Source organism: Paucibacter sp. DJ2R-2 (assembly GCF_025717675.1).
Taxonomy (GTDB): domain Bacteria; phylum Pseudomonadota; class Gammaproteobacteria; order Burkholderiales; family Burkholderiaceae_C; genus Paucibacter_A.
This window is the reverse complement of sequence record NZ_JAJIRT010000015.1, coordinates 19,129-41,104: the sequence shown is the minus strand read 5'-3', so window position 1 is coordinate 41,104 and position 21,976 is coordinate 19,129. Positions and strand designations below refer to the sequence as shown.

General features: G+C 65.2%; 17 protein-coding genes. 8 read left to right on the top strand and 9 right to left on the bottom strand.

Annotation, left to right across the window (positions count from 1 at the left end; genetic code table 11):
• Nucleotides 1–4 precede the first annotated feature (4 nt).
• From LNV28_RS23860 to LNV28_RS23825, 8 genes are read left to right on the top strand one after another with little or no spacing between them, the layout of a single operon-like run.
• On the top strand, nt 5–1,294 hold the full coding sequence (locus LNV28_RS23860) for an ABC transporter permease (RefSeq protein WP_263520681.1): 1,290 nt from the start codon (nt 5–7) through the stop codon (nt 1,292–1,294).
• Entirely contained in the window at nt 1,287–2,048 is a 762-nt protein-coding gene (locus tag LNV28_RS23855; protein WP_263520680.1) for an ABC transporter ATP-binding protein, read from the top strand. The genes LNV28_RS23860 and LNV28_RS23855 overlap by 8 nt, the downstream gene beginning before the upstream one ends.
• On the top strand, nt 2,035–3,264 hold the full coding sequence (locus LNV28_RS23850) for a hypothetical protein (protein WP_263520678.1): 1,230 nt from the start codon (nt 2,035–2,037) through the stop codon (nt 3,262–3,264). Before LNV28_RS23855 ends, LNV28_RS23850 begins: the two co-directional genes overlap by 14 nt.
• 15 nt (nt 3,265–3,279) lie before the next feature.
• Entirely contained in the window at nt 3,280–4,317 is a 1,038-nt protein-coding gene (locus tag LNV28_RS23845; protein WP_263520676.1) for a class I SAM-dependent methyltransferase, read from the top strand.
• Nucleotides 4,318–4,331: 14 nt separating this feature from the next.
• Nucleotides 4,332–7,100: a PEP/pyruvate-binding domain-containing protein gene (locus LNV28_RS23840; protein WP_263520674.1), complete on the top strand. Its 2,769-nt coding sequence runs from the start codon at nt 4,332–4,334 to the stop codon at nt 7,098–7,100.
• Between the two features lie 2 nt (nt 7,101–7,102).
• On the top strand, nt 7,103–7,417 hold the full coding sequence (locus tag LNV28_RS23835) for a RedY/HapK family protein (RefSeq protein WP_263520672.1): 315 nt from the start codon (nt 7,103–7,105) through the stop codon (nt 7,415–7,417).
• The gene (locus LNV28_RS23830; protein WP_263520670.1) at nt 7,401–8,126 is read left to right on the top strand and encodes a 4'-phosphopantetheinyl transferase family protein; all 726 of its coding nucleotides are present in this window, start codon (nt 7,401–7,403) and stop codon (nt 8,124–8,126) included. Before LNV28_RS23835 ends, LNV28_RS23830 begins: the two co-directional genes overlap by 17 nt.
• A gap of 39 nt (nt 8,127–8,165) precedes the next feature.
• Nucleotides 8,166–9,893 (top strand): acyl-CoA dehydrogenase family protein, encoded by a 1,728-nt coding sequence (locus LNV28_RS23825; protein ID WP_263520669.1) that lies wholly within the window; start codon nt 8,166–8,168, stop codon nt 9,891–9,893.
• Between the two features lie 71 nt (nt 9,894–9,964).
• Here LNV28_RS23825 and LNV28_RS23820 read toward each other — a convergent pair whose 3' ends face one another.
• From LNV28_RS23820 to truB, 9 genes are all read right to left on the bottom strand, one after another.
• Nucleotides 9,965–10,618 (bottom strand): autoinducer binding domain-containing protein, encoded by a 654-nt coding sequence (locus LNV28_RS23820; protein WP_263520666.1) that lies wholly within the window; start codon nt 10,616–10,618, stop codon nt 9,965–9,967.
• Nucleotides 10,619–10,947: 329 nt separating this feature from the next.
• Complete coding sequence (locus tag LNV28_RS23815) at nt 10,948–11,508, bottom strand: methylated-DNA--[protein]-cysteine S-methyltransferase (protein WP_263520664.1); 561 nt, start codon at nt 11,506–11,508, stop codon at nt 10,948–10,950.
• A gap of 4 nt (nt 11,509–11,512) precedes the next feature.
• Nucleotides 11,513–12,526: a tRNA dihydrouridine(20/20a) synthase DusA gene (dusA, locus tag LNV28_RS23810; RefSeq protein ID WP_411970018.1), complete on the bottom strand. Its 1,014-nt coding sequence runs from the start codon at nt 12,524–12,526 to the stop codon at nt 11,513–11,515.
• 139 nt (nt 12,527–12,665) lie between these two features.
• On the bottom strand, nt 12,666–14,990 hold the full coding sequence (locus LNV28_RS23805) for a M14 family zinc carboxypeptidase (protein WP_263520662.1): 2,325 nt from the start codon (nt 14,988–14,990) through the stop codon (nt 12,666–12,668).
• 145 nt (nt 14,991–15,135) lie between these two features.
• A complete protein-coding gene (locus LNV28_RS23800) occupies nt 15,136–16,812 on the bottom strand; it encodes a formate--tetrahydrofolate ligase (RefSeq protein WP_263520660.1) in 1,677 nt (558 codons plus the stop codon).
• 135 nt (nt 16,813–16,947) lie between these two features.
• Nucleotides 16,948–18,069, bottom strand: a complete 1,122-nt coding sequence (locus tag LNV28_RS23795) for an enoyl-CoA hydratase/isomerase family protein (RefSeq protein WP_263520658.1) — start codon at nt 18,067–18,069, stop codon at nt 16,948–16,950.
• Entirely contained in the window at nt 18,066–19,049 is a 984-nt protein-coding gene (locus LNV28_RS23790) for a DMT family transporter (RefSeq protein ID WP_263520656.1), read from the bottom strand. The genes LNV28_RS23795 and LNV28_RS23790 overlap by 4 nt, the downstream gene beginning before the upstream one ends.
• Before the next feature lie 117 nt (nt 19,050–19,166).
• Nucleotides 19,167–20,990: a translational GTPase TypA gene (typA, locus tag LNV28_RS23785; RefSeq protein WP_263520654.1), complete on the bottom strand. Its 1,824-nt coding sequence runs from the start codon at nt 20,988–20,990 to the stop codon at nt 19,167–19,169.
• A gap of 26 nt (nt 20,991–21,016) precedes the next feature.
• Nucleotides 21,017–21,964, bottom strand: coding sequence for a tRNA pseudouridine(55) synthase TruB (truB, locus tag LNV28_RS23780; RefSeq protein ID WP_263520652.1), 948 nt, complete (start codon nt 21,962–21,964; stop codon nt 21,017–21,019).
• Nucleotides 21,965–21,976 lie beyond the last annotated feature (12 nt).

The following is a 21,976-nucleotide window of genomic DNA, read 5'->3' as shown; positions in this document are numbered from 1 at the left end:
GAATATGCTTGCCCATCGACTGGCCCTTCGCAACCTCTTGCGACACCGGCGCCGCAGCGGCTTCACGGCCGCCATCATCGTCATCACCATGGCCCTGCTGACCTGCTTCCAGGGGCTTTCCGACGGCGGCCATCAAGCCATGATCCAGGTCGGCGTGCGCATGGGCTTGGGTCATCTGATCCTGTCCCAGCAAGGTCATGCGCAGGATCCGAGCCTGGAGCGCCTGATTGCCAAAGGCCCGCAAGCGCTGGAGCAAAGTCGCGCGGCAGCGGGCTCGCTGGCCAGCAGCGTGGTGCCGCGGCTGCGCTTCTCGGCCATGGCCCAGGCCGGCGCCCAGCAGATCGCGGTCACGGCCTCGGGCGTGGAACCGGCATTGGAGCTGCCGGTGTCCGGCATTGCCGATGCGCGCGCCATCATCGTCGGCCAGCCTTTGCCAGTGACTCCCGCGAAGGCATTGCCGGGCGCGGCTCCGGCCCGCACCGGCCTGCCGCCTCTGGTGCTCGGCGAGCGCCTGGCCAAGGCCCTGGATGTACGCATCGGCGACCGCGTCACCCTGACGGTCAAGCCCCTGGGAGGCGGAGAGTTCGCACGGGCGGCATTTGAGCTGCACGGCATCTTCCGCACCGGCATCCAGGAACTCGATGCCTTTTGGGTGGAACTGCCCTTGGAGGCTGCACAACAGCTGACCGGCGCCGCCCAGGGCGTCAGCCATCTGGCCTTGTACCTGGAGGATGAGCAGCAACTGCCGGCCTTGCAGCTGCAGATGCAGCCACTGCTGGAGGCGCGGGCTTGGGAGGCGCAGGCCTGGACCCAGGCCGCCCCCGAGCTGAACTCGGCCGTGGCCATGGATGCGGCCGGCATGGCCTTGCTGATGGTGATCGTGATCGTGGTCGTGGTGGCCGGCATCCTCAACACCGTGATCATGTCCGTGCTCAAGCGGCACCGCGAGTTCGGCGTGATGCTGGCCCTGGGCAGCAGCCCCGGCTTGATCGTGCGCGTGGTGCTGCTGGAGTCGCTCTACTTGGCCGGCACCAGCCTGCTGCTGGGCTTGCTGCTGGGCCTGGCGGCGCATTGGCATTTCGCGACCGAGGGCCTGAACTTCCGGGAGGTTTTCGGCACCGGCCTGGAAGCCGGCGGCGTGCTGCTGCCCGAGCGCTTTTACTCCCTGCTCAAGCCGCTGAAGCTAGCGGGCGTGGCGACCCTGATCCTGCTGCTGACCCTGCTGGTCAGCCTCTACCCCGCCTACAAATCTGGACGTCTCAAGCCCATCGAGGCCATCAAGCACCATGCCTGACACCCCCATCTTCCAGGCCCATGGCCTGCACAAGCGTTTCCAACAAGGCTCGCTGCAAGTCCATGCGCTGCGCGGCATCGATCTACGCATCGACGCCGGAGAGTTCGTCGTGATCGCCGGGCCCTCGGGTTCTGGCAAATCGACGCTGCTCAATCTGCTGGGCCTGCTCGACTCGCCCTCCGAGGGCCAGCTGAGCTTTGCCGGTCGCGATGTGTCGCGCCTGTCGGCCACCGAGCTGTCAGGGCTGCGTCGCGATTCACTGGGTTTTGTGTTCCAGGCCTACAACCTGATGCCGGTGCTCAGCGCACTGGAGAACACCGAAATGGTCATGGAGTTCCAAGGCATCGCGCCGGAACAGCGGCGCGAACGCAGCATCCGCCTGCTGCAGCAGCTCGGGCTCGGCGAGCAAATGCACCGCTACCCGGACCAGCTCAGCGGCGGGCAGCAGCAACGCGTGGCCGTAGCTCGCGCCATCGCCAGCGGTCCTCGCGTGGTGATTGCCGACGAACCGACCGCCAATCTGGATTCGGCCACCGCGATCGCGCTGATGGAACTCATGCAAAGCCTCAACCGTGAGCAAGGCGTGAGCTTTGTCTTCAGCTCGCACGATCCGTTGGTGATCCAGAGGGCTCGCCGCGTGATCCTGCTGCGCGATGGGAAGCTGGTGTCCGACCAGGCTCAGGACCCGATCGAGCGGCCCGAAGCGCGCGAGCGCGCCCGTCGCGATGGCGAAGCCCGCCATGCCCTGGCCTGAAGCCATGCTGCGCCTGCTTTGGGCCCTGCTCTGGTTCGCCCCTGGGCTGAGCCATGCCTTCATGGGCTCCGAGCATCCCGACATGCCGAGCGAAGCGGCGGTCGGCGTGGAAAGCACCGGCGACCGAGGCGCCCTGCTCTGGTTGCGCGCCATGCAGCTGCGCCCGGAGCCCGAGGGCGGCGCGGCGCCGCGCCAGCATCTGCTCAATGCCCAGCTGCGCCTGCATGCCCAGCACGGCGCCGGCAGCCCGGCAGAGCCGCGTTGGACCCTGCATCTGGATGCCGAGCACTGGCAGGCGCGGCAGCGCGAGGACTGGGCCTGGCTGCGCCCGGCCGAGGATGTGCGAGCGCTGGGCTCGCCCCGGGCGCGGCTGAGCCCGCAGCGAGCCAGCCGACTGCAGCTGGACTGGGCCTACCTCAGCGCACGCCAGGCCGGCTGGCAGTACAGCCTGGGCCGACAGCCCATCAGCCGCGGTCTGGGCCGCTTGTGGTCGGTGCTGGACCTGCATGCACCGTTTCAGCCCTTGGATCTGGAGCGACTCTACAAACCCGGCGTCGACGCCTTGCTGTTCGATCAGGAACTGAGCCCAGGCTGGACCAGCCAGAGTCTGCTGAGCGTGCGGCGCGAAACCGCTCCAGGCGCGAGTGCCGACCTGGCGCCGGCGCCGGAGGGGCGACTTCGCTGGCATGTCCAGCAAGGCCTGGCCTGGAGCCGCGCTTCGGACCTCGGCCAGCTCTGGCTGGCGCGCCGCAGTGGCCTGACCCTGCTGGGCCTGGGCGCCCAGCGCTTGGACCTGGCCGGTGGCGACTGGTACGTCGAATTGCTGGGCCACCGGGACAGCTCGCAGCCGGCGCCACGCTGGCAACACCGCGCCCTGCTGGGCGCTCAGTACCGGCTGCGGCCGGGCTGGATGTTGAACCTCGAGGCCCTGCGGCAGAGCGCACCTGCAACACCGGGTCTGCCCCAGCTCGGCCGGAGCCGGCACTACCTTGCCGGCGCGCTGAGCTGGGAAGCCCACCCCTTGTTGCAGCTCGATCTGCTGAGCCTGAACAACCGCAGCGACGCCAGTGGTCAGCTCTTGCTGGGCCTGAAATGGCAGCTGCGTGAAGCCATGGAGCTGCGCGCCCATTGGAGTCTTCCGGTCAGCGGTGAGCGCGGCAGCGAGTTCCGCACGCTCGGCCGGGCCCTGCAGCTGAGCCTGCTCATGCATCACTGAGACCAAGGATCACGAATGAAACTGGCCACCCTGAAGAAGCTCGTCTTTGAAAAAAACGTGCTGTCTTTCCTGCGCCTCGGAGGGGAGACCCAAAGCCTGTACCGCAGCGCGTTTGCCAGCGCCGCCGATGCTTCAGGTTTACTGACGCTCTTGCAAGAGTCGCCGCGCGACAGCCACAGCATTGCACACGCCTTGCGGATCGGCCCGGAACGCCACAACGCCCTGCTGGCCTGGTTGGACTGTGGCCTGGGCGTCGGCGAGCTGGCCTTGCGCGGCGGGCGCTACCACCTCAAGGGCAAGCTGTCACGGCTCTTGGCCCGGCCACGCAATGATGTGACGGCCGCCATGTTCGCCGAAGTGACGCGTTATCACTTTGACGCCATCCTCGGCGCGCCGGCACGCTTGCGTGGTGGCCGGCCTTACACCTTGGACGACCAGGATGGCGCCCTGATCGCACGTTCCTCGCGCATTCTGGAGCCCTTTGTTGAAGAAGCCATCGACTGGGCCTTCACGCAGCAGCGCCCCCGCAGCGTGCTGGAAGTGGGCTGCGGAGCCGGACATTACCTGAGCTATATGCTCAAGCGCTGGCCGGGCGTGCAGCTCACGGCCATCGACATGCAGGCCGATGTGGTGGACAGCGCCCGCGCGCATCTGAATGCCGCAGGCCTGAAGGCCCAGGTGGACTTGCAGCAGGCCCAGCTCTTTGATCTGCCACCGCCGCCGCCGGGTCAGGGCTACGAGCTCATCACCCTGCACAACAACTTCTACTACTTCAAGAGTAGCGAGCGCCAGGCCCTGCTGGAGCATGTGGGCCGGCTCTTGGCACCCGATGGCCGGGTGCTGATCACCAGCAGCTGCCAGGGTGGCAGCCCGGCCGTCGCTGCCCTGCATCTGTGGTGGACCCTGTCCGACATCAACGCCGGTCTGCCCGAGCGCGCACAACTGATGACGCTGCTGCAAGACACAGGCTGGCGAGACATCGCCCACCGCCAGCTGCTGCCCGGGGAAAGCTACTACGGCTTCTTGGCCCGCCGGCCAAACCCAACGCTTTGACGAGGAGACACCGCATGAATCTGGAAAGCCCGATCGATCTCGGTCCACGCACTTCAAGCCCGGAAGCGCGATGGGCCTGGCGCTTCTCGACCTGCCACCACCTGAATGCTCAACGTCTGGGCGGCAAGGGAGCGCAACTGGCCCGCCTGTTCACCTTAGGCCTGCCCGTGCCAGACGGCCTGTGCGTGCCCATCCACGCCATGGAAGAGTTTGCCCAACACAACGGTCTGGACCTGGACCGTGCCCTGGGCAGTGGCGACGCGGCGGTCTGGGCGGAGATGGCGGAGCAAATTCGTGCCGGGGAGTTCCCCAGCCATGCCATCAGCGAGCTGGCTCTGGCCTACGAGGGCCTGGGAGCGGGCGCCGTGGCCGTGCGCTCGTCGGCCTGTGATGAAGATGGACAGAGTCTCTCCTTTGCAGGCCAATACAGCAGCTTCATGTATGTGCAGGGCGTGCCGGAACTCTTGCAGCGCCTGCGCAGCTGCTGGGCCTCTCTGTTCAACACAGCCGCCCTGTCCTACCGTCGCCAGCACGCCCAGACCTTGGTCGGTGCCCGCATGGGCGTGGTCATTCAGCGCATGGTGCCCGCCACGTCGCACAGCTGCGCGGGCGTGGGATTTGCCCGCGACCCGCTGCAGCCGCATTTGGAGCAAATGCGCATCGAGGCCTGCCGCGGCCTGGGTGAGGGTCTGGTGTCGGGGCGCGTACCCAGCGATGGCTACACCCTGGCGCTGTCGGATCTGCGCACCCTGTCTCAGAACATCGAGTCCAAGCACACCGCCTTGCTCTGGTCTCCGGACCAAGGGCAGCTGCATCTGCAGGCGCTGACGCAGGAGCTGGCCGACAGCCCCGCCCTGGATCTGGCTGCCCGCCAAGAGGTGGGTGCCCTGCTGACGCGCTGCTCGCGCTTGCTCGATCATCCGCAGGACATCGAATGGGCTCGCGAGGAAGGTGGCAAGCTCTGGCTGCTGCAAAGCCGGGCCATCACGACCTTGCAGCCGCTGGAGCCGCCGGAAGCCGATGAGGGGCCGCAGCAGGGTCGCAGCGATGCCGCGATGTCGGATGCGGTGCTGTGGTCCCGCATGGACATCGGCGAGATCTTCACCGGCCGCATGAGCCACCTGGGCATCAGCTTTGCCAAGCATTACCAGTACCAGGTCCACCGTGCCTGCGGTACCGGCATCGGTCTGCTGGATCTGGGCGACCCGGACCACTACATGGGCTACTACCGCGGCCATGTTTACCTCAATGTGGCCTACACCGCCTACTTGCTCTCGCAGACCCCAGTGGGCATAGACCAAGCGCCTTTCCTGCACCGCTTCAGCAGCGAGGAGGTGACGCTTGACGGCTACCGCAACCCCTACGGTCTGCGTCTGGGCAGCACGGCATGGCGCCGCGCCATCGGCCATGGCTATTGGGTGCAAAAAGCCGCGCTGGAGCTGCTGGGTGCCAAGCGACGGGCCCGACGCATGGTGGCCAGCCGCCACCGCGAGTACGAGCGGGCGCTGCAGTTGGACCTGAGCCGCCTGAGCATGAGCGAACTGCGCGAGGAGATGCGGCATGCGCTCGCCTACTTCAAGGCCATGCACATCGGCTACCTGCCCTTCTACATCAATGCCTTCACCTTGTACGGGGTCCTGGAAGAGATGTGCGGCGCTTGGCTGCCGGGGCGCGGCATGCATTTGCAGAACCGGCTCAAGGGCGATATGTCGAATCTGCGCACGGTGGAGTCGGCGCGCGAGCTGTGGCAGCTGACCCAGGCACTGCAAAGCTATCCCGAACTGCCGGCCTTGCTGGAGGCCACGCCGGCCGAGCTGGCACATGATGTGCTGTCCGCTCATGTGCAGGGTCAGGCTTTCTTGCGCAAAGAGTACGCGCTGTTCATGCGCAACAACGGTGTGCGCGGGCATGAAGAGATGGAGCTCACACACCCGCGCTGGGTGGATGACCCCAGCTATGTCTTCCAAATGATCAAGATTTACATGCGCCAGGGCTTCAGCGTCGATGAGCGTTTGGCGAGCAACGATCAACGGCGTCAGGTGGACACCGAGGCACTGCTGGCCGAACTCTCGCCGGCTCGCAGATGGCTGCTCAAGCGGGTGAGCACGCTGTACTGCGCCTGCAGCCGCCTGCGTGAAGAAACCCGCATGAGCATGATCACTTCGATCTGGCTGGTTCGTCGCGTGGTCTGCGAGCTGAGCCGTCGCTTGCTGGAACAAGGCCTCTTGCGCGATATGGCCGATATGGCCTGGTTGGACTTCGAACAGATCCAGGCCTACCTTGATGGACGCTTGAGCGCGGACCAGGCCTTCCCGAGCGCCTTGATCGAAGCCCGGCGCCGGCGGCAGCAGGCCTGGCTGCGTGAAGGCGAGCCGCCGCTGACCTTCATCGGCAGGCCACCTGAGCGCTCGGCGGCGCCCCTCGCGCCCATCCGGGGCGACCTGAGCGGGCTGGGCACCTCGCGCGGCGTGCTGCGGGCGCGAGCCCGTGTGATCCTGGATCTCAACCGGCAGGCCGCCGAACTGCAAAGCGGTGAAATCATCGTGACGCAGTTCACCGACGCTTCCTGGACGCCGCTGTTCGCCTTGGCCGGCGCAGTGGTCACCGACATCGGGTCGATGCTGTCGCACAGCTCCATCGTGGCCCGAGAGTTCGGTATTCCCTCGGTGGTGAACACCCAGTTCGCCACCGCGAGCATCCGCAGCGGCGACTGGTTGACCGTCGACGGCGAGCGCGGACTGGTGGCCATCGAACGCCTGGACAGCAAGAACACAGGGAGCTGAACATGACGGTCCTGATTGATCGCATCCGTTTGAAATCTGCGGACCAGCGCGAGCCCTTCATGCGCTGGGTGCGCGAAGTGGACTACGCCGCCTGCCAGGATCTGCCCAGCGTGCAGCGCTTCCGAGTCTTTGAATGCCCGGGCGGCGACGGTCTGGATTTCTTCGAGATCGTCGAAGTCAGCAGTCTGTCGGACTTCAAGGCCGACACGCGCAGCGCCCTGTTCCATGGCTTGCATGCGCGCTTCGTCGAGATGGCCGAGTTGGGCGATCAGTTTGCTGGCCAGCTGCTGGAGCCGGGCTTTGAGCGCCGAAGCTGAGCCTTCGCTGGCGCAAGCCGGGCCGACGTTGGGTCTGCTGCCAACTCAGCAGCTGCTGCTGGACCAGATGCCTGCGCAGCCGGATGGCGACTGGCTGGCGCTGCAGCTGCACCCCCTGGAATTGCAGCGCTGGCACGGCCTCAGCTGGCCCAAACGCCGACGCGACTGGCTCGCCGGCCGGCTGTGCGCCAAGTCCGCACTGAGGCGATTGCTACCTCGGGAACTGGCAGCGCCGTCCCAGCTGCTGATTGGTAGCGACACATTGGCGCGGCCATGCCTGCCCGGCTCCGCGCTGTACCTGAGCATCAGCCACAGCCGGCGCCGGGCCATGGCGGTTGCAGATCACTCGCCTCTTGGCCTGGACACCGAAGTCCATGAGGCGGTGCAGGCGCAGTCACTGCAGATGCTGGTGTCTGCCGAGGAAGTGGCCGTGACCGTTGCCCAGTTGGGGGTCAGCGCCCGCCAGGCCCGAACCCTGCTTTGGTGTCTCAAGGAGGCGCGCTTCAAGTGCCAGGGCAGCGGCAGCTTTGTGGCGCTGGCGCAGGGCTGGCGACTGCTGGGCTGGAGCGCAGATGCACAGCCGCGCTGGACCGCGCAGGCCGCATGGCCGCCTGCGCCGGCCGGCATGGGCTGGCACGTCAGTCTCCATGCCAATGAACACGAGGCCTGCGCCCTGGTCCACGCCCAGCCGCAGTCCACCCATTCCTAGAAGAGAAGACCGACCCTCATGAGAACTGAAAGCCTCGAAATGGCCTCCCGATGGGAGCAGCAGCTCGGTGACCCGCGCCAAGCCGACGCGCTGCTGAGTTTTGCTGAGGCGCTGCGCGAGGATGAAGCCGAGGCCTTCCCGCAGGCTCGCCTGAGCACCCTGCTGCGCCTGGGCATGTTCGAGCAGCTGCTACCTGCCAGTCTGGACGGACAACTGGAGGAACCCGAGCGAATCCTGGCCTTGTCGCGAATTCTGTCGCGCCGTGACCTGAGCACGGCCATCGCTTTCGGCCAAACCCTGCTGGGATCCATTCCCATCTGGCTGGCCGGCAGCCCGAGCCAGCAACTGGCGCATGCCCAAAGCCTGCGCGCCGGCGGCCTGGCCTGCCTCGCGCTGACCGAGCGCGAGCATGGCAGCGACATTCTGTCCACCGAGTTCAAGGTGCAGGCTGATCCGGCCGGCATCCACCTGCGCCTGAGTGGCGAGAAGTGGCTGATCAACAATGGCAGCAAGGGTGCATCGGCGACGGTGCTGGCCTGTCAACAGCATGCGGACGGTCGCAAGGAGCTGGTGTTGCTGCGCCTGGCCCGTGCGCCCGCGGAGGGTTCCGGCTGGCGCTCACTGGCCAAGATTCAAACCCATGGAATTCGCGGGGCAGACATCAGCGGCTTCCGGCTCCAGGACTACCCTTGCGCGGCCGCCGATGCGGCCTTCCCCCGCACGGAGGCCGCCCTGAGCACGGTGCTCAAGACCTTGCAGATTTCCCGCATCCTGTGCGCCGGCTTCTCGCTCGGCGCCACCGACACCTTGTTGCGCCTGACCCTAGGTTTTGCTCAGCATCGCCAGCTCTATGGCAAGACAGTGGCCCAAATCCCGGTCGCACGCGCCAAGCTGGCCCAGTGCTATGCCAAGCTGCTGTGCAACGATCTGCTGGCCCAGGCGGCCACGCGTTCGATTGCCCTGCTACCGGGTGAACTGAGCGTGCTCTCCCCGATCTGCAAGTACCAGTTGCCGGTCAGTTGCGAAGCCATCGCGCGCGAACTGGCCCAGGTACTCGGGGCGCGGCACTATCTGCGCTCCCAGGATGAGCTGGGCATGTTTCAAAAGATGGTGCGCGATCTGCAAGTGGTCAGCTTGTTCGATGGAAGCACCCAGGTCAATCTGGGCCTGCTCGCCGGCCAGCTTCGCCAGTTGCAACAAACCTTGAAGGAGACCTGGGCTGAAGGCTCGAGCGATGCAGCGAGGCTGATGAATCAGGCGCGCCAACTGCTGACCACGAGCGCTGCCGCCAAGGGTTGGCCTGAATCGAGTGCCTTGCGTCTGAGCAGCCAGGGGCGGGACAGTCTGATGCAAGCCTACCTGTGCTGGCGCCGCGGCACCCAGGGCGTGAGCAGTGAGGCCGTGGCTGTCGCTTTGCAGGCCCTGGACCAAGGGCTGCAGCAATGTCTTTCAAACATCGAACAGCATTTCTGGGTGAACCGCTTGCCCGTGGACAGCAGCGCCGCCCAGCAACTGGCCATGGACTATGCACGCCTGTGGCCCGCATGCGCCTTGGCCCTGGCTTGGTCCTTCGAGCAGGAGGCCGCTGCGATCACAGACAGGACCGGCGTCAGCAGCGATCTGCTGCTCGAGGGTCTCAGGCAGACCCTGCCTGAGCTCGGCATCGCGGCCTGCGAGGCGCGCGAGCAAAGGCTGCTGCAAGCCGCCATGAATTGCGTGGGGCAGCACCAGTTGTTCTCACTCTCGCCGCTGCAAGCCGCCTGGTGAAGCGCCTGCGTCTGCGCTTGCTTCACCAGGATCAACAGTCAAGCAGTGATCTTGCCTTGCCCCGAAAGGCTTCAGTTGAGCAAACCCAACAAGGCCGCTTGCACCACGGCCGAGGTCTTGTTGCTGGCTCGAAGCTTGACGATTGAGTTCTTGACGTGAAAGTTGATCGTGTTCTCGGAAACCGCCAGGATGGAGGCGATCTCTCCGGAGGTCTTGCCATCGGCCGTCCATTTGAGAACTTCGAGCTCGCGCACGCTCAGGCCTGCAGCGCCGTCTTCGCAATGACGCCGGCGAATCAAGCGCGACAGGCTTTGATGTGCCACGCAGACCAGCCAACGCAGCTTGATCTCCTCTTGCTCCAGCCAGGCTTGGGAGAGCGCGTCGTGGCCCCGAGCCAGGGTCAACATCCCTCCAACACCAAAAGCATCCAGGCTGGACTGAGCCCAGCCATGCCGTAAACCATGGTCCTGGGCATCGCGCCACAGGGCCAGTGCGTCGACAAACACTGCATCCTTCCAGACCAAGGACTGGCTGCTCTGCCGGCAATGATGAACCGTCGGGTCGATTTTCAGATAGTTCTCGCGGGCATAGTGCACCTGCCAGCCCGCCGGATAGTTGTTGAGCATGACGGTCTTGGGATTGCTGAAGGACCGCGGAATACGCATGCCATAGGCGCAGTAGTCAAAGCCCAAGTCTCGCGCAGCGCCACTGAGCCGCTGAAGCATCGTGTGCTCACAATCCACGTCCTGCGCGACCTGCAACAACTCCTCCTGCCAAGCTTTCATCGCTTCCCCAAGCTTTTCTCGTAGCCGTAGTACCTCCGCTTCAGCATACCCGCGCAGCCCGCTTGCTTGCGCTGTAAGCCCTTACAGGGTCAGGCCAAAAGCTGCAAGTGAATGTAAGAACTTCCGCCCTGAACTCGGCACCGATGGAAGCGGAGCAAGCCTTGGTGCTCAGGCTGCCTAACCCTGGCGGCAAGCACCGCTGCGATGGCGGATGTGAACATTGCAAGCGAATCATGGCGCGCCAGCTATCTGGCTGTTTCTGAGCGGCTCTACAACTTCAGCGTCATTTGCTGGCCGGTCCATTCAGGAGCTGAACTTGCTTCGATGGCCAACAAACGCTGCTTCGTCAACAAGCCCCCATGGGCTGAAAAACCGCCCTGCCCCTTGCCGCTGGCCAGCACGCGGTGACAGGGCACGATGGGTGCAAAGGGGTTGCGGCCTTCGGCCTGGCCCACGGCGCGTGCAGCGCCGGGCTGACCCAGGCGCGCCGCCAGTTCGCCGTAACTGCAGGTCTGGCCCAGCGGAATCTGGCGAGTCACCGTCAGCACCTGTCGGTGGAATTCGGGCAGCGCGCTGTCATCCAGCACGATCGCCAGCAGCTCCTCGTTGTCGGCCAGCTCACCGGCCAACAGGCGTTGCACGGCATGCACGGCCGCTGCGATCTGGAGTGGCAACTGATCGGTCTCGCGGCCGGTGGGAAAGCGCTGGCGCAAGCGGTCGCGGCTCAGACTGGCCGTGGCCTCGGGCAACTGGCTGCCGCAGACGCCGAGCTCGTTCCAGGCAATACCGCAGCGGCCGAGGGCGGTGTCAAAACCGTGCAAGCAGATCATGGCCTCAAGCAGCAGCCGCGCTGGCACCCACCTCGGCCGCCAGCTTCTCCGCAGCTTTTTCGGCCACATGCGCCGCCACGCCGACGCGTGCCTGCGTCGCGATCTCGGCCACGTCGCGCGGCGCCAGGGCTTTGTACTGATGGTCGGACCAGATCTGACGCCAGCGGCGCGAGCCCGCCTGGCCATTCCACAAACCCAGGGCATGGCGCATGGCCTGGGGCCAGCTGGCATATGGCGCTGAAGCGACATGGCGCTCCAGGTAGACCAGCCAGTCGGCCTCGACCTGCTCGCGCGACTGGGCCGGGTTGGGCGCGCCGAAGAAGCGCCGGTCCCAATCGACCATCTGCCAGGGCTCGTGATAGGCCTGGCGGCCGACCATCACGCCGTCCACATGCTGTAGCTGCTCGGCGATCTCTTCGTCGGTTTTGATGCCACCATTGAGCACGATGGTCAGCGCCGGGAAGTCGCGCTTGAGTTGGTGCACCAATTCGTAGCGCAGCGGCGGGATCTCACGGTTCTCTTTCGGCGACAGGCCTTGCAACCAGGCATTGCGCGCATGAACGATGAAAACTTCGCAGCCGGCCTCGGCGATCTGGCCGACGAAATCCCGCACGAAGTCGTAGCTCTCAATTTTGTCGATACCGATGCGGTGCTTGACCGTGACCGGGATGCTCACCGCATCGCGCATGGCCTTGACGCCATCGGCCACCAGGCCTGGCTCGGCCATCAGGCAGGCGCCAAAAGCGCCACGCTGAACCCGCTCGCTCGGACAGCCGCAGTTGAGGTTGACCTCGTCATAGCCCCACTGCTCAGCCAACTTGGCGCAGGCGGCCAGATCGGCCGGCTCCGAACCGCCGAGTTGCAGGGCGACTGGATGTTCTTCGGGGTTGAAATCCAGATGCCGGGGCTGGTCGCCGTGCAGCAAGGCGCCGGTCGTCACCATCTCGGTGTAGAGCCGGGTCTGGCGGGTCAGCAGGCGATGGAAGGTGCGGCAATGCCGGTCCGTCCAATCGAGCATGGGAGCGACCGAGAGCCGCCAGGGGCTGATTGCGGACGAATCGATCGGAGCAGGGGAAGAAGCGGAATCGGAGGGGAGCGCGGTATTCACCGCCCGATTATCCCAAAGCCTGCTTCCCCGGCGCCAAGCGCCCTCAACTTCAGGGTGTGAAACTCACGTTCAGGTTCAGCCCCGAGTAGGCTGCGTAGGCATACAGGCCGATGTAGACCCAGCCGGCCACCGGGCTGGCGATGCTGCAAGTTTCGGTGTTGGTCGAGCCGTTCTGGCGGCAGCTGTAGCTGCTCAAGCTGGGCTGGCTGCCGTTCTGGGTGTAGAGATCCATATCACCGCTGCCGCCACTGCCTTTGACGACAAGATTGCGCGCACCGCTTGGGATGGCGACCTTGTAATAGCGCCAACTGCCTTTGGCGCCGCTGAGGCCGCTGACCGTCTGGCCATTGCTGAGCACCGGCACGTTGTCGGCGCTCAGCACCAGGGGCTTGCTCAGGCTGTTGCTCTTGCCCTCGTTGTCGGTGACCGTCAGGCTGACCGTGTAGCTGCCGGCCGCCGCGTAGGCATGGCTGGGGCTGGCGACGGTACTGCTGGCGCCGTCGCCGAAATTCCAGCTGCGTGAGGCAATGATGCCATCGGCATCACTGCTGCGGTCGGTGAAGCTGACGTTGAGTCCGTTGATGCTGGCGTCAAAGGCGGCCACCGGCGCCGTGCCTCCGCTGCCGTCGTTGATGTTCAGGAATACGGCACTGAAGGCACCCCAGTTGCCTGCCGCATCACGGCCGCGAACGTAGACGATGTGCTTGCCCGGGGCGAGGCCGGCGGTGTCGAGGCTGGAGCGCACCCCTTCGCTCGTGCTGTTGAAACTGCCGTCGCTGGCCTGCAGCGCGCGCGCCACGGCGCCGGCCACCCAGGGTGGGGTGTCGATATAGGCTTCGGCCGCGGCCACGGCCTGGGTCGGCTCGGCACCATTGCTGTTGTTATAGCGACTGTCATCCACCGTTGCCGTCAACGCCACCTGGGTTCCAGCAGGCACGCCGCTGCTGCTGGCGTTGCTAGCCAGAGCCAGGTTCAGCACATCGGGCCCGGCCGGGGTTTGATAGGGCGTGCGGACCACCTTGGCGGCATAGATCAGGGCCGGCAAATTGCCGGGCAAGACGGTGCTGTTGTAGTAGCTGCACTGCTCGAAAAACGCCGTACCCAGCTCGAAGGTGAAGGCGGCCACGCCGAGTTCGCCGTAGCTCGGGCCATCACTGGTGCCATCGGTCTCGTAAAGGCTCAGCGAGCGCTGCGGTGTGTGGCCATTCCAGAAGGCGAACTTGCGGCCCAGGGTGGCCAGTTGCTTGTCATTGCCGGCCACCACGCCATTGGTGCCCCAGGGCCAGAGCAGGAGACGACCGTGGCTGTGGATGTCCAGATGGATGCCCGAGGTCTCCAGCGGCGCAGGATCGGCGCGGTTGGGGCCGCGGCGGTCGGGCCAGAGGCTTCGGATGTAAGCCTCCACCGCCTGGGTTTCCGGCTCGGACGCCGCGCTGGGCCCACGGTAGGTTTCATTGCAGGCGCTGCCGCTGGAGCCCGCGCCATTGGTGCTATTCCACTGGAAGCCGAAATTCCGGTTCAGGTCAGCGCCGCGGCTGTTGCTGGTGCCGCCGCAATAGGCGGTGTTGGTGTTCTTGCGCCAGAGCAGGCCGGTCTCGGCCTTCTTACGCCCATCGGGATTTGTGGCCAGGAGCAGGTGGATCTCGTGGTGGTCGAGGATCCAGGTCGCGTCGGCATCGACGCCGTAGCCATTGACGAGGCGCTTGGCGAACTCAAGCACCAAGGGGGTGGTCGTGTACTCGCGGGCATGGATGCCGGCATTGACGAAGAGGCGCGGCTTGGTGGATGGGCCGGCGCTGTTGCCCAGCTTGAGCACACGCAGGTCGTAGCCGCCGCTGGCGCGGGTCTTTTGCCAGCTGTCGCCGATGTCCACCCAGCGCGCCAGCTGAGGCTTGGCGGCGATCAGCCCATCGCCTTCGGTGAACACCTCTTCAACCGTGGGATAGCAGCTGTAGCTCGGGATGCCGGCGAAGCTGGGCGTCAGGTCCTTGCCCAAGCTGCGGCGGCGCTCGGCCAGCTCGGCGCTTTCGCGGCTGGCTTGGGCCTGCTGCTCGCCCAGCCACTGCTCATCGACCTGCAGACGGAAACCCAGAGCGCGCAGTTCGCGGGCCTCGTTGGCATCGGCCAGCACGACCAAATAGCCGAGCTCGTACTTGGATTCCAGCGTGTCGAAGCGGCTGTGAGCAATGCCCTGGGCCAGGCGCAGATCCTTGAAGTAGGCGCGGTACACCGTGCGCGCAGCCTCGGCTGGGAGTGCTTTGACTGCCGTAGCGGCGACGGGCGTCTCATGGGCCCAGGAACTGCCTGCCGCTGAGAGCAGGACACCGCTGAACATCGAGGTCAGCAGCCAGACAGAGGGGCGAAGTGCAGGCATCGGGCTTCTCCTTGGCGAACTGGCCATCCATGGGCCGTGGATGGCCAGTGTGCGCAGCCGGCTGGGCCAGCGCGCACGGAGAAACCCTCAAACTGGGCCGAGTCTGTAAGGCCTTACAGGTTCAAGCGTCGGCGGCCCGAAGGGCTCAGAACAGACCGCTGATGCGCCCCTGCGCGTCGACATCGATCCGCTCGGCCGAGGGAACTTTGGGCAGACCCGGCATGGTCATGATGTCGCCGCAGATGGCCACCACGAACTCGGCACCTGCTGCCAAGCGCACTTCGCGCACGCGCAGCACATGGCCCTCAGGCGCGCCGCGCAAGCTGGCATCGCTACTGAAGGAGTACTGGGTCTTGGCGATGCAGACCGGCAGCTGCCCCCAACCGGCGTTCTGCCATTCCTGCAGCTGGGCGGCGGCCTTGGGTTCGAACACCACCTCGCCAGCACGGTAGACCTTGCTGGCGATGGCGCGGATCTTGTCGGCCAGCGGCAAGGCATCCTCGTAGATGCTGGCGGCACGCGCCCCACCCTGCTCGCATTGGGCCACGACGGCGCGGGCCAGCTCGGCCGCACCGGCACCGCCCTCGGCCCAATGCGTGGCCAGCACGCAGCGCACGCCTCGGGCCTGGCAATAGGCCTGGATTCGAGCAATCTCTTCGGCCGTGTCGGCATCGAAGCGGTTGATGGAGACGATGGCCGGCAAGCCGTAATGCTGCTGCACGTTTTCGATGTGACGGCCGAGATTGGCCAGGCCAATCTCAAGCGCCTGCAGGGTGTCGCTGCCCGGCTTTTTCGCATCGGCGCCACCGTGGTATTTGAGCGCCCGCACGGTGGCCACGATGACGGCGCAGCTGGGCTGCAGGCCGGCCTTGCGGCACTTGATGTCCATGAACTTCTCGGCGCCGAGGTCGGCACCGAAGCCGGCCTCGGTCACCACATAGTCGGCCAGCTTCAGCGCCGTCTGGGTGGCAATCACCGAATTGCAACCGTGGGCGATGTTGGCAAAAGGGCCGCCGTGCACAAAGGCCAGATTGCCTTCGAGGGTCTGCACCAGATTCGGCGCCAGCGCGTCCCTGAGCAGCGCGGCCATCGCGCCATCAGCCTTGAGTTCACGGGCGGTGACCGGGCGCTTGTCGGCCGTGCTGCCGATGACGATATTGCCCAGGCGGCGTTTCAGATCCTCCAGCGATGTGGCCAGGCACAAGATGGCCATGACCTCGGAAGCGACCACGATGTCAAAGCCATCCTGGCGCGGATAGCCATTGCCCGGGCCGCCCAGGGCCACGGTGATGTCCCGCAAGGCGCGGTCGTTCATGTCGACCACGCGGCGCCAGCTGATGCGGCGCACATCGATGCCAAGCGCATTGCCATGGTGGATGTGGTTGTCGATCAAGGCGGCCAGCAGGTTGTTGGCCAGGGCGATGGCGTGGAAATCGCCGGTGAAGTGGAGGTTGATGTCCTCCATCGGCACGATCTGCGCCTGGCCGCCACCGGCTGCTCCACCCTTCATGCCAAAGCATGGGCCCAGCGAGGGTTCGCGCAGGCAGATCATGGACTTTTTGCCGATGTGATTGAGGCCATCACCGAGACCCACCGTAGTGGTCGTCTTGCCCTCGCCCGGGGGTGTGGGCGAAATCGCCGTTACCAGAATCAGGTGGCCGTTCTTGCGGCCGGCAAGAGCAGGCAGATATTCGAGGCCCAGCTTGGCCTTGTAATGGCCGTAAGGGCTGAGCGCCTCTTCGGGCAGATCCAGCGTGCGCTGGGCCAGAGGCAGGATTTTCTGCAAGGTGGCGGCTTGGGCGATCTCGATGTCGGTGGGCATCTGCAGGCTCTTCGGTTGTGGCTGGCTCGGATGGCGAGCCAGCGCAGGGGCCAATGAAAAACGGCAAGGTCCGGTAGGACCTTGCCATTTCGATTATGGCCTTGCTGCTGGCACGGATAGGCTGCGCCTCGCGCCTCAGCTCAGCCCGGCCAGCGGGTGCTGATCAGGCGTCCAGACCGGGGCAAAAAACGCTTGCACTTCGGTCGCCGTGACCTGTTCGCTGCGCGCATGACGCCAGCGCGGCGCATGGTCCTTGTCCACGGCCAGGGCGCGGATGCCTTCCACGGTTTCGCTCTCGGCCGCCGGGCCCAGGTGAAAGCAGTGGTGCACCATATCGCGCTCCATGCGAAGCTCCGCACCCAAACCCATGCAGCGCGCGCGACGCAGCTGTTCCAGCGTGACGGCCAGCATCAGCGGCGAGCGCTTGCGCAAGCTGGCCGCGGTGTGCGCAGCCCATTCGTCATCGCGCTCCGCTTCCAGCGAGGCCAGGATGGCAGGCACATCGGGGAGCGAGAAATGCCGGTCGATACGGGCGCGCAGCTTCAAATGATCGGCCGCCGGGGCCAGGTCCACCTTGTCCATGACGGTCGCCACCACATGCTCGGCGCTGCTCTGCTCGCCGTGGCGGAAGGCTTCGATCAAGGCGGGGAAGGCTGCACTTTGCACGAACACATCACCCAGGCCCAATTCGATGGCGTCCCCGGCGCCAAGCGCCTGCCCGGTCAAGGCCAGCCATTCGCCGACCGCGCCCGGGCATTGGCCGAGGAAGTAACCGCCACCGACATCGGGGAAAAGTCCGATATTGGTTTCCGGCATGGCCAGGCGCGAATGCTCGTTGAGCACGCGCAGCTTGGCGCCCTGGCTCAAGCCCATGCCGCCGCCCATGACCACGCCATCCATCAAGGCGATATAGGGCTTGGCGTAGTGATGGATCAGATGGTTGAGCGCGTATTCCTCGGTGAAGAAATCAGCCAATGCCGAATCAGCGGCCAGCGCGGCCTGATGGAAGAAGCGGATGTCGCCGCCGGCGCAAAAGGCGGCAGGCTTGCCCTCGCGTCCGGCGCCAAGGATGACCACGGCCTCGATCTCGGGCGCTGCAGCCCAGGTCTGGAGCAAGAGGGTCAGATCGCGAATCATGGCCAGCGACAGGGCATTGAGCGCCTGCGCACGATTGAGCGTGATCAGTCCCAGACAGCCATTGACTTCGGCCAGCACCTGGCCAGCGGATTGCAACTCGGGTAGCAAGGGCGGCTTCATGCCTGTCTCCTGGAGGAAGATGTCAATCGATTCGTGGGGCTTGCTGGGCCTCGCGCGGCTTGCTCGCGCCAGGCCAGAAGTTCATTGCCTATCAGTGCGGCCAGCACCAGGCCCCCCCCGATCATGGCAGCAGACGAGGGCTGTTCACCGGCCCACAGCCAGGCCCAGAGCACGCCAAAGATCACCTCCAGCTGGGCCAAGAGGGCAAGCTCGGGACCGGACAGAACGCGGCTCAGATGCACCACCAGCAGACAAGGCAGGGCCAGCTGAAACGCGCCCAGACTGGCCAGCAGTCCGACATCGTGCCACGAAGCCTGCAGAGGCCAAGCCAAGGGGAGCATGGCCAGGGCCGAAATGGCTGCACCGATCAGTACGGCCAAAGGCATGTCGGCGCCGTCGGGTACCGAACCTGAACCTGAGTCGATGTCGGCCGCGGCCCGCTGTCGGCCCACATGCTGCATCAAAGACCAGTTGATGGCCGAAGCCAAAGGTACGCCGAGGGCGATGGCAATGCCAAGCCAGGCGCGACCGGCGCCAGGCGCCCCGCCCTGCCCCATCTCATGGCCGAACATCCAAGCGATTCCGCAGCTGGCCACGATGATGGCGGACCAGGTGCGCAGGGGCAGGCGGTGGTGCAGGAATACGCGTGCCAGCAAAGCCGTCAGCAAGGGGCTGAGGGCCATGGTCACCAACACATTGGCCACCGTGGTCAAACTCAGGGCCAGCATGAAGGCGGTGAACATGACCGCCCAGCACAAACCGGAGGCCCAGACCAGACGCGGTGCCCGCCGCAGCTGCGAGACCAAAGCCGCACCGCGCAGCCAGCTCAAGCCCAGCAACAAGGCCAGGGCATTGAAGGCACTGCGCCAGAAGGTCAACTCAAAGCCGCGAGCCGCTTCCAGATGCCGCGTGACCACCCCCGCCGTGCTCCACAGCAGGGTGACCAGCACCATCAGAAACACGGCCTTGCGATGTGTCATGTTCAAGAATTGAGAGCGGCCCCAAGGGGGCCGCGGGTGTCCATCTGACCAGAGCCTCCCTCTTGGAGGGAGGCTGGAGGGAGCTCACTGCGACTCGCGCAGCGAGCATCGCGCTCCTTAGGAGCGCGATGCTCGTTTGCGCTCGTTCTCAGTCAAGAAGCGCTTGCGCAGACGCACGCTCTTGGGTGTGATCTCGACCAGTTCGTCGTCGTCGATGAAGTCGACACCGTATTCCAGCGTCAGGTCGATCGGCGGGGTGATCTTGATCGCGTCTTCCTTGCCGCTGACGCGGAAGTTGGTCAGCTGCTTGGTGCGGGTGGCGTTGACCACCAGATCGTTGTCGCGGCTGTGGATGCCGACGATCATGCCTTCATAGACCGGGTCGTTCGGCTTCACGAACATGCGGCCGCGGTCGTCCAGCTTGCCCAGTGCGTACGTGAAGATTTCGCCTTCGTCCATGGAGATCAGCACGCCGTTCTTGCGGCCGCCGATTTCGCCCTTGTGGGCTTCGTAGCCGTCGAAGATCGAAGAGATCAGTCCCGAACCGCGAGTCAAGTTCATGAACTCGTTGGAGAAACCGATCAGACCACGGGCCGGAATGCGGTACTCGAGGCGCACACGGCCATTGCCGTCCGGCTCCATGTTCAGCATTTCGCCCTTGCGCAGACCCAGAGCCTGCATCACGCCGCCTTGGTGGACTTCTTCCACGTCGGCCGTCACCTGCTCCATAGGCTCACACTTGACGCCGTCGATGTCCTGGAACATCACGCGCGGCTTGGACACGGCCAGCTCGTAGCCTTCACGGCGCATGTTTTCCAGCAAGATGGTCAGGTGCAATTCGCCGCGGCCGCAAACCTCGAAGATGCCGTCTTCGTCGGTTTCCTTCACGCGCAGGGCCACGTTGTGTTGCAGTTCTTTTTGCAGGCGGTCCCAGATCTGACGGCTGGTCACGAACTTGCCTTCACGACCGGCCAGCGGCGAGGTGTTGACGCAGAAGTTCATGGTCAGCGTCGGCTCGTCCACCTTCAGCATGGGCAGCGGGCTGGGGTTGGCTTGGTCGGTGACGGTCACGCCGATACCGATGTCCTCAATGCCGTTGATCAGCACGATGTTGCCCGGGCCGGCTTCGGTCACTTGCACGCGGTCCAGGCCTTGGAAGGTCAGCACTTGGTTGATGCGGCCGTTGACGGACTTGCCGTCCGGGCCTTCCATCACAGCGACTTGCATGCCGGGCTTGATGGTGCCTTGGCTGATGCGGCCGACGCCGATGCGACCCACGAAGGTCGAGAAGTCCAGGGCCGAAATTTGCAGCTGCAGCGGCGCACTGGCGTCGCCCGACTGGGGCGGCACATGCTTGAGCACGGTGTTGAACAGGGCGGACATGTCCGGGCCCCACTGCTCACCGGGCTTGCCTTCTTCCAGCGAAGTCCAGCCATTGATGCCGGAAGCGTAAACGACCGGGAAGTCCAGTTGCTCGTCGGTGGCACCCAGCTTGTCGAACAGGTCGAAAGCGGCGTTGATGACGGCATCCGGCTTGGCACCGGGCTTGTCCACCTTGTTGACCACGACGATGGGCTTCAGACCCAGGGCCAGGGCCTTCTTGGTCACGAAACGGGTCTGTGGCATCGGGCCTTCTTGGGCGTCGATCAGCAGCACCACACCGTCGACCATGGACAGCGCACGCTCGACTTCACCGCCGAAGTCCGCGTGGCCAGGGGTGTCCACGATGTTGATGTGGGTGCCTTCCCAGGACACGGCGCAGTTCTTGGCCAAGATGGTGATGCCACGCTCGCGTTCGATGGCGTTGTTGTCCATCACCGTGTCGACGACTTTTTCGTGGTCGGCGAAGGTGCCGCTTTGGCGCAGCAATTGGTCGACCATGGTGGTTTTGCCATGGTCAACGTGGGCGATGATGGCGATGTTACGAATCTGCTTGCTCATACGACACTTTCAAAAAATTCTGGACTTCAGGCAGCTTGGGAACCAACAAGGCTTTGCACCTCGGCGGGACTCAGCAGCCGGTCGGCGATCAGTTCACCGGCCTCGATATGGGCGCTGCCTAGAAAGGCTTGCGCTTCGGGCCCGTAGACCCGCACATGGCGGGCGTCGGGGGCGGCAACACGGCGCCGCAGACCGGTGAGAAAGCGGGCAGCTTCTTCGCTGCTCAAACGCAGCTCGGGCCAATCCGCCAACAAGGAGTCGGGTGGGCGCAGCAAGGCTTCACGTTCACTTTCCGTCAGCGCGGCCAGGGCGTCCAGGCTGATCGCCTGTTCGACCGCCACCGGGCCCGAAGCCGTGCGTCGCAGCGCACTCAGGCGCGCGCCACAACCCAGCAAACGGCCCAGGTCTTCGGCCAGGGTGCGCACATACGTACCCTTGCTGCAACGCACTGAGATCACCAGCTCGTCATCCTGCCAGTGCTCAATGTCGAGCGCGTGAATGGTGACTTGGCGCGAGGGGCGCTCGATGGTGATGCCGGCGCGGGCGTATTCGTACAGCGGCCGGCCTTCATGCTTGAGCGCCGAATACATGGGCGGCACCTGGGTGATTTCGCCACGCAGCTGGGCGCAGGCCGCCTCGATCTGCTCGCGATTCACCTTGACCGGGTGGCGCTCGAGTACTTCGCCCTCACCGTCGCCGGTGGTGGTGATCTCGCCGAGCTTCAATGTCGCGGTGTAGGCCTTGTCGGCATCCAGGCTGACCTGGCTGAACTTGGTGCCGGCGCCGAAGCACAACGGCAGCAGACCGGTCGCCAGAGGATCCAGCGTGCCGGTGTGGCCGGCCTTCTCCGCCCGCAGCAGCCATTTGGCTTTCTGCAGCGCGTCGTTGCTGGACAGGCCCAGCGGCTTGTCAAGCAGCAGCACGCCGTGCAGGGCACGGCGCGGTGTCTTGACGCGCTGGGGTCGGGTGTTCATGGTGGACGACAA